Consider the following 7,125-nt stretch of genomic DNA (forward strand, 5'->3'; position numbering starts at 1 on the left):
GCGTCGCGGATAACACAGGAGCTAAAGAGCTTCTTTGTATTCGTGTGCTCGGTGGATCCAAGCGCCGCTATGCCGGTATCGGAGACATCATCGTTTGTTCTGTTAAGGATGCAATTCCTGGCGGACAGGTTAAGAAGGGTGAAGTCGTAAAGGCTGTCATCGTTCGTACAGTTAAGGAACGTCGTCGTCCAGACGGTTCCTACATCAAGTTTGACGAAAATGCCGCAGTGATCTTGAAGGCTGATGGCGAGCCACGTGGAACCCGTATCTTCGGACCAGTTGCACGTGAACTTCGCGATAAGAAGTTTATGAAGATCATCTCGCTAGCTCCGGAGGTGCTCTAATAATGGCAAAGATTAAGAAGGATGACACCGTTCTTGTTATCGCGGGCAAAGATCGCGGAACAACAGGAAAGGTTCTAGTCGTTGATGGCAACCGTATTACTGTGGAAGGCGTTAACCGCCAGAAGCGTCATACAAAAGAGACAACTGGTGATCGCGGCGTAAAGGTCGGCGGCATCATCACTGTTGAAGCATCACTACATATTTCAAATGTCATGGTCGTTGACAGCGATGGCAAGGCTTCTCGCCTTGGTGTTCGCAAAGATGAAGATGGCAAGAATGTTCGCATCTCACGTCGCACCGGAAAGGACATCTAATGTCAACAAAGGTAGATGTACGTCTAAAAGCTAAGTACAAGAGTGATATTGCTCCTGCACTAAAGAGCGAATTTGGATTTAAGAACCCAATGATGGTTCCAACACTTGTAAAGGTGATTGTGAACATGGGTGTTGGCGATGCAGCTCGTGATTCAAAGTTGATCGAAGGCGCAATCCGCGATCTCACAACAATCACTGGTCAAAAGCCTCAGGTAACTAAGGCTCGCAAGTCAATTGCGCAGTTCAAGCTTCGTGAAGGTCAGCCAATTGGTGCACACGTAACGTTGCGTGGAGATCGTATGTGGGAGTTTGCAGATCGTTTGCTATCAATCTCACTACCTCGTATCCGCGACTTCCGTGGATTATCACCAAAGCAGTTTGATGGACACGGAAACTACACCTTCGGCTTAACTGAGCAGGTTGTGTTTCCAGAAATCGAACAGGACAAGGTTGATCGTCCACGCGGTATGGATATCACTTTCGTAACGACAGCAAAAAATGATGTTGAAGGTCGCGCACTACTTAAGGCGCTCGGCTTTCCATTCAAGGAGGCATAAGCAATGGCAAAAACATCGCTCAAGGTAAAGGCAGCTCGCAAGCCTAAGTTCAAGGTTCGCGGCTACACACGTTGCCAGCGTTGCGGTCGTCCACACTCTGTTTATCAGAAGTTTGGTCTATGCCGTGTTTGTTTCCGCGAAATGGCTCACCGTGGTGAGCTACCTGGTATCACCAAGGCATCTTGGTAATCGTTCTATCCAAATAACTACAACGGACAAGGTCTGTAAAAAGAAACCAGTTCGAGAAAGGCCACGAGGCCACGTATGACAATGACAGATCCGATCGCAGACATGTTGACTCGTCTGCGCAACGCGAACTCTGCTTACCATGATTCGGTTTCAATGCCGTCATCATCGGTCAAAGCACGTATCGCAGTGATCCTTCAACAAGAAGGTTACATCGCTGGATACCGCGTTGAAGATGCAGAAAATGGAGTAGGTAAGAACCTTATTCTTGACCTTAAGTTTGGTGCAAACCGTGAGCGTTCAATCGCTGGTTTGCGTCGCGTGAGCAAGCCAGGACTTCGCGTTTACGCAAAGTCAACAGCTCTTCCAAAAGTACTTGGTGGACTAGGCGTTGCGATTATTTCAACTTCATCTGGATTGCTTACTGATAAGCAAGCCAACAAGCAGGGTGTAGGCGGAGAAGTTCTCGCCTACATATGGTGATCATCTAATGTCACGTATTGGTCGCATGCCTATCGCCGTTCCAAGCGGCGTTGAAATCACAATCGCTGGACAGCATGTTGCTGTAAAGGGTCCTAAGGGAACACTTTCACTCAATGTTGCTGAGCCAATTCAAGTTTCACAAGAAGCCGGTGTTATCACCGTTGCTCGTCCCAATGAAGAGCGTGTAACACGTTCACTTCATGGTCTATCTCGCACACTTGTTGCGAACATGGTTGAAGGCGTAACTAACGGTTACACATTAACTATTGAAATCGTCGGTGTTGGTTACCGTGTAGCTGAAAAGGGCAAGGACCTAGAGTTCCAGCTTGGATACAGCCACAACATCCAATTCCCAGCACCTGAAGGAATCACCTTCAAGGTTGAGTCACCAACAAAGTTCCATATCTCTGGAATTGATAAGCAGTTGGTTGGCGAAGTTGCTGCAAAGGTAAAGAAGCTTCGCAAGGCTGACCCATACAAGGGCAAGGGCTTGCGTCTCTCAGGTGAAGTTGTTCGCCGTAAGCAAGGAAAGACAGGTAAGAAGTAATGGCTATTGGTGTAAAGGTCCGCAAAGGTTCGGCAGCAAACGCCCGTGCCCGTCGTGCATTCCGCGTCCGCAAGAAGGTCGCTGGAACAGCATCACGTCCACGCTTAGTTGTTTCTCGCTCATCTCGTCACTTGTTCGTACAAGTTATTGATGACTCACAAGGCAAGACTCTTGCCTATGCATCCACAATGGAAACTGATCTTCGTGCTGATAAAGGCGACAAGACTGCAAAGTCAAAGGCTGTTGGTGCATTAATTGCATCACGTGCCAAGGCTGTTGGAGTTTCAACTGTTGTCTTTGACCGCGCAGGTAATAAGTACCACGGTCGTATTGCAGCTGTTGCTGACAGTGCACGAGAGAACGGATTGGAGTTCTAATGTCTGCTAATCCAACTGCAGCACCAACAACTGCTAGCAATGATCGCGGTAAGGGACGCCCAGAGCGTCGCGAACGTCGTGATGATCGCGAAAAAGAAAAGAACCCATTCATGGAGCGCGTTGTGTTCATCAACCGCGTATCTAAAGTTGTAAAGGGTGGACGTCGTTTCTCATTCACCGCACTTGTAGTTGTCGGCGACGGTAACGGTCAGGTCGGTATTGGTTACGGAAAGTCCAAGGAAGTTCCAGCAGCGATTGCTAAGGCAGTGGAAGAAGCGAAGAAGTCATTCTTCACAGTTCCACGTGTTCAAGGAACAGTTCCTCACCCAGTACAAGGTGAAACTGCAGCAGGGGTAGTTCTACTACGTCCAGCTAGCCCAGGTACCGGAGTTATTGCCGGTGGTCCAGTGCGTGCAGTACTCGAGTGTGCAGGCATCACAGATGTTTTGACTAAGTCACTTGGATCTAACAATGCAATCAACATGGTTCACGCAACCGTTGCTGCATTGAAGATGCTTGAAAGCCCAGCTCAAATCGCTGCGCGACGTGGTCGTCCATTAGAAGATGTTGCACCTGCAGCAATTATCCGCGCTTCACAGATCACGGTAGGTGCCTAATGCCACGTTTAAAAGTAACTCAAATCCGCTCGAAGGTTGGAAACAAGCCAGAGCAGCGCGACACACTTCGTTCATTGGGCCTCAAGCGCATTAACGATGTTGTTGTTAAAGAAGATCGTCCAGAAATTCGTGGCATGGTTTACGCCGTTCGCCACCTGATTAAGGTTGAGGAGGTCGAATAAAGATGACTTTAAAACTTCATCATCTTCGTCCAGCTCCAGGTGCTAAGAAAGCTAAAACTCGTAAGGGTCGCGGTGAAGCATCAAAGGGTAAGACCGCCGGTCGCGGTGGTAAGGGAACACGTGCTCGTAACACAGTTCGTGCAGGTTTCGAAGGTGGACAACTACCTCTCGTAATGCGCTTGCCAAAGCTTCGTGGTTTCAAGAACCCAGAACGCATTGAGTACCAGGCTGTCAACGTCTCAACTATTAACGCGCTATTTCCTAAGGGTGGCGATGTAACTGTTGCAGATCTAATTGCAAAGGGTGCTGTTCGCGATAGCTTGCCTGTAAAGGTGCTTGGAAATGGCGATATTGATGTGAAGGTGAGTGTTACTGCACACGCATTCTCATCATCTGCTGTAGACAAGATCACTGCAGCTGGCGGCAAGACCAACGTTCTTTAGTATTTACAGACGATAGAGAAAGAGGAGAAGATCAATGCTTTCAGCATTTGGTAAGGCCTTTAAGACACCGGACCTTCGCAAGAAGATCTTCTTCACTCTCTCAATCATGGCTCTTTTTCGCTTTGGTTCAGTTGTTCCAACGCCAGGTGTTTCTTACACAAATGTAAAAGAGTGTCTAGCAACAACTGAAACTGGTGGCTTGTTTGGCCTGATTAACTTGTTTAGCGGTGGAGCGTTAATTCAGCTCTCTGTCTTTGCATTGGGAATCATGCCTTACATCACTGCCTCAATTATCGTGCAGTTGTTAACTGTTGTGATTCCTCGTTTTGAAACTCTTAAGAAAGAGGGGCAATCAGGAACTGCCAAGTTAACGCAATACACACGCTACTTAACAATTGGTTTAGCAATCTTGCAGTCAACAGGTTTGATTGCAGTTGCACGTACTCCAGGTCGCTTAATTGCAGGTTGTAACCTTGCAATCATCCCTGATACTTCATGGCAGCGCATCATCACAATGATCGTTGTGATGACAGCTGGTACCTCAGTAGTTATGTGGTTAGGTGAATTAATCACTGATCGTGGTGTTGGTAACGGTATGTCAATCTTGATTTTCACATCTATTGCAGCAGGATTCCCAAGCCAGCTTTGGTCAATCCGCCTACAAAAGGGTCTATTCGCATTCATCTTCATTTTGGCGGTGGGCGTGCTGATCATCGCGGCAGTAGTCTTTGTGGAGCAAGCTCAGCGACGTATTCCTGTGCAGTATGCAAAGCGCATGGTCGGACGTCAGGCATACGGTGGAACAAGTACTTATATTCCAATCAAGGTAAACCAAGCTGGAGTTATCCCAGTAATTTTCGCATCATCATTGCTCTATATTCCTTCGCTGATTGTGAATTTCACAAACAGCCAAGCACCATGGGCGGTATGGATTAGCCGTAACTTTGTGAACGGTGACAATATTATTTACGTTGCAACATATGCAGTTTTGATTGTTTTCTTCACCTACTTCTATGTGGCAATTACCTTCAACCCAGATGAGGTTGCAGATAACATGAAGAAGTACGGCGGATTCGTTCCGGGTATTCGTGCAGGAAAGCCAACATCTGAGTATCTTCAGTATGTTCTCTCACGCATCACAGCTCCAGGATCAATTTACTTAGCACTCATTGCTGTTATTCCTATCGGTGCACTCGTACTCTTTGGAGCAACACAAAACTTCCCATTCGGTGGAACAGCGATCTTGATCGTTGTTGGTGTTGGTCTTGATACAGCAAAGCAAATTGAGTCACAACTACAGCAGCGCTCATACGAGGGATTCCTTAAGTAAATGCGTTGCGTCCTGGTAGGTCCACCAGGTGCTGGTAAGGGAACACAAGCTCAATTCCTTGCAGCACATTATTCAATTCCTCATATTTCTACAGGTGATATTTTCCGTGCAAATTTGAAGGCTGGGACTGAGCTCGGAATTCAGGCAAAGTCATTTATGGATAGGGGAGAACTTGTCCCAGATTCTGTAACAAATGAAATGGTGAAAGATCGCCTGACTCATGATGATGTTGCAAATGGTTTTCTACTTGATGGATTTCCTCGAAATGTTGCTCAAGCAGAGGTGCTACGTGCAATTCTGGCAGAGAAAAAGACCCCCCTCCATGCAGTTCTAGAGTTTTCACTTGCAGATGAAGAAATCATTGCACGCTTATTACAACGTGCAGAGATTGAAAAGCGCGAGGATGACAAGGAAGATGTTATTAAGCGTCGTCTTGAAGTCTATGCAGAGCAAACAGCGCCAATCATTTCTTTCTATCGTAACGAAGGCCTACTAATATCAATTAGTGCAGTCGGAAACATTGAAGACATTACAGCCAATGCAATATCGGCCCTAAGCCGCCTTGAACAGTAAGTAAGTATTCATGGCAATTCAAATCAAAACCGAAGAACAAATCAAGACCATGCGTAAAGCTGGTTTAGTGGTTGCAGAAATTCATAAAGCAATTCGTGAAGTGATAAGTGCAGGAATGATGACTAGTGCACTCGATGCTGTTGCTGAGTCGGTAATCAAAAGACACGGGGCAACCTCTAATTTCAAGGGATATCACGGTTTTCCGGCAACTATCTGCGTTTCGGTCAATGATGAAATCGTTCACGGAATTCCTGGTGATCGCATCATCAATGATGGAGATGTTGTTTCAGTTGATTGTGGCGCGATATTTCAAGGCTGGCATGGGGATGCAGCCTTTTCAGTAGGCGTCGGCAGCATCGACCCAGAAGATCAAAAGATGATGGATGTGTGCGAAGAGTCAATGTGGCGGGGGATTGCTGCAGGTCGCAATGGTGCAAAGCTTTCTGATATTGGCCATGCGATTGAGGAGTACACAAAATCTCAAGGCACATATGGCATCTTGCAGGAGTACGGGGGCCACGGTATTGGAACAGAGATGCATCAAGAGCCTCATGTTCTAAATTTTGGTAAACCTGGCAACGGTCCTGAAATAGTTCCTGGCTTTGTGTTGGCCATTGAACCAATGATTACCCGTGGATCTGCTCGCACTAAAGTATTGGGAGATAAGTGGACAGTGGTATCAGCGGATAAATCCCGAGGTTCACACTTTGAGCACACCTATGCAGTACTTGCTGATGGCAAGCCCTTTGTCCTGACAGCCTTTGATGGCGGCAAGAAAGAGCTCAGTCGATTAGGGGTTGAGGTCTCAGATCTCCTCATTTAGGCCATTTTGTGCGCTGAATTACAGCTGTGTAGTTCTATAGGCGGATTTCCCTTATTTGGGCACAACCCCTAAACTACGAGTTCGCTTGTTTCACGCTTAAAACAGAAAAGTAGGTACAGCTTGGCTAGTAAAGATGGTGCAATCGAAATGGAAGGCACCGTAGCTGAGGCTTTACCTAACGCAATGTTTCGCGTGGAGCTAACAAACGGACATAAAGTCCTTGCTCACATAAGCGGCAAGATGCGAAAGAACTACATTCGTATTCTTCCTGCCGATCGTGTGATCGTGGAAATGAGTCCGTACGACCTAACAAAGGGTCGAATTATTTATCGTTATAAGTAACAAGGGG

At 46.9% G+C, this 7,125-nt stretch carries 14 protein-coding genes; all 14 read left to right on the forward strand.

The features are described 5' to 3' along the window. Nucleotides 1-344: 50S ribosomal protein L14 (gene rplN / locus AC9UH7_RS05775; protein WP_509596148.1), on the forward strand; the 344-nt coding region annotated here is incomplete at its 5' end. Nucleotides 345-346: 2 nt separating this feature from the next. Then, nucleotides 347-658, forward strand: a complete 312-nt coding sequence (gene rplX, locus AC9UH7_RS05780) for a 50S ribosomal protein L24 (RefSeq protein ID WP_509596150.1) — start codon at nucleotides 347-349, stop codon at nucleotides 656-658. Continuing rightward, the gene (gene rplE, locus AC9UH7_RS05785) at nucleotides 658-1,215 is read left to right on the forward strand and encodes a 50S ribosomal protein L5 (RefSeq protein WP_509596151.1); all 558 of its coding nucleotides are present in this window, start codon (nucleotides 658-660) and stop codon (nucleotides 1,213-1,215) included. The genes rplX and rplE overlap by 1 nt, the downstream gene beginning before the upstream one ends. 3 nt (nucleotides 1,216-1,218) lie before the next feature. Continuing rightward, entirely contained in the window at nucleotides 1,219-1,404 is a 186-nt protein-coding gene (locus tag AC9UH7_RS05790) for a type Z 30S ribosomal protein S14 (protein WP_509537360.1), read from the forward strand. A gap of 75 nt (nucleotides 1,405-1,479) precedes the next feature. Then, nucleotides 1,480-1,884: a 30S ribosomal protein S8 gene (rpsH, locus tag AC9UH7_RS05795; RefSeq protein ID WP_509596153.1), complete on the forward strand. Its 405-nt coding sequence runs from the start codon at nucleotides 1,480-1,482 to the stop codon at nucleotides 1,882-1,884. 7 nt (nucleotides 1,885-1,891) lie between these two features. After that, nucleotides 1,892-2,431, forward strand: a complete 540-nt coding sequence (rplF, locus tag AC9UH7_RS05800; RefSeq protein ID WP_506626683.1) for a 50S ribosomal protein L6 — start codon at nucleotides 1,892-1,894, stop codon at nucleotides 2,429-2,431. Beyond that, nucleotides 2,431-2,808, forward strand: coding sequence for a 50S ribosomal protein L18 (rplR, locus tag AC9UH7_RS05805; RefSeq protein WP_509596155.1), 378 nt, complete (start codon nucleotides 2,431-2,433; stop codon nucleotides 2,806-2,808). The genes rplF and rplR overlap by 1 nt, the downstream gene beginning before the upstream one ends. Further along, nucleotides 2,808-3,425: a 30S ribosomal protein S5 gene (rpsE, locus tag AC9UH7_RS05810; protein WP_509537371.1), complete on the forward strand. Its 618-nt coding sequence runs from the start codon at nucleotides 2,808-2,810 to the stop codon at nucleotides 3,423-3,425. The genes rplR and rpsE overlap by 1 nt, the downstream gene beginning before the upstream one ends. Further along, a complete protein-coding gene (gene rpmD, locus AC9UH7_RS05815; RefSeq protein WP_445821876.1) occupies nucleotides 3,425-3,607 on the forward strand; it encodes a 50S ribosomal protein L30 in 183 nt (60 codons plus the stop codon). Before rpsE ends, rpmD begins: the two co-directional genes overlap by 1 nt. Nucleotides 3,608-3,609: 2 nt before the next feature. Beyond that, on the forward strand, nucleotides 3,610-4,050 hold the full coding sequence (rplO, locus tag AC9UH7_RS05820) for a 50S ribosomal protein L15 (protein WP_445836699.1): 441 nt from the start codon (nucleotides 3,610-3,612) through the stop codon (nucleotides 4,048-4,050). A 34-nt stretch (nucleotides 4,051-4,084) separates the two neighbouring features. Next, nucleotides 4,085-5,380 carry a preprotein translocase subunit SecY gene (secY, locus tag AC9UH7_RS05825; RefSeq protein WP_509596157.1) on the forward strand — a complete coding sequence of 432 codons (1,296 nt, stop codon included), beginning with the start codon at nucleotides 4,085-4,087 and terminating at the stop codon, nucleotides 5,378-5,380. After that, entirely contained in the window at nucleotides 5,381-5,953 is a 573-nt protein-coding gene (locus AC9UH7_RS05830) for an adenylate kinase (RefSeq protein WP_509596159.1), read from the forward strand. Between the two features lie 10 nt (nucleotides 5,954-5,963). Next, nucleotides 5,964-6,776 carry a type I methionyl aminopeptidase gene (map, locus tag AC9UH7_RS05835; protein ID WP_509596161.1) on the forward strand — a complete coding sequence of 271 codons (813 nt, stop codon included), beginning with the start codon at nucleotides 5,964-5,966 and terminating at the stop codon, nucleotides 6,774-6,776. Between the two features lie 120 nt (nucleotides 6,777-6,896). Next, entirely contained in the window at nucleotides 6,897-7,118 is a 222-nt protein-coding gene (gene infA, locus AC9UH7_RS05840) for a translation initiation factor IF-1 (protein ID WP_018207233.1), read from the forward strand. The last annotated feature ends 7 nt before the right edge of the window (nucleotides 7,119-7,125 follow it).

Origin of the sequence: Candidatus Planktophila sp., from assembly GCF_044348745.1 — a bacterium.
Lineage (GTDB): Bacteria > Actinomycetota > Actinomycetes > Nanopelagicales > Nanopelagicaceae > Planktophila.